This window comes from Bradyrhizobium sp. 23AC, from assembly GCF_054863025.1.
Genome location: NZ_JAVAYN010000185.1, coordinates 1 through 265 on the forward strand (window position 1 = coordinate 1; position 265 = coordinate 265).

Genomic DNA, 265 nt, shown 5'->3' on the forward strand with positions numbered 1-265 from the left:
TCCACCGCATGGTGGAACGCACTGACATGATAGCCGAATTCCTTGGCCATATCCATGACGATGGCCATTTCATCGGCGCGGTAGCAATGGTTCTGGACGAGGATTTCGCCCGACAGCACGCCCGCCAGCGTGTCCATGGCGATGTCGCGGCCGGGGATTTCGCCGCCGTCCTTCTCATACTTATCCCATTTGCGCTTATATTCGGCAGCACGCGCCCAGGTCTGGCGGTCGACCGCGATATTGCCCATGCGGGTCGAGGGTTCGC

Annotated in this window: 1 protein-coding gene; it reads right to left on the minus strand. The window is 60.4% G+C overall.

All coding sequences use genetic code 11. The annotated features are described in order from the left end of the window. On the minus strand, positions 1 to 265 hold a 265-nt coding region (locus RAD10_RS42030; protein WP_461622042.1), incomplete at both ends, for a hypothetical protein.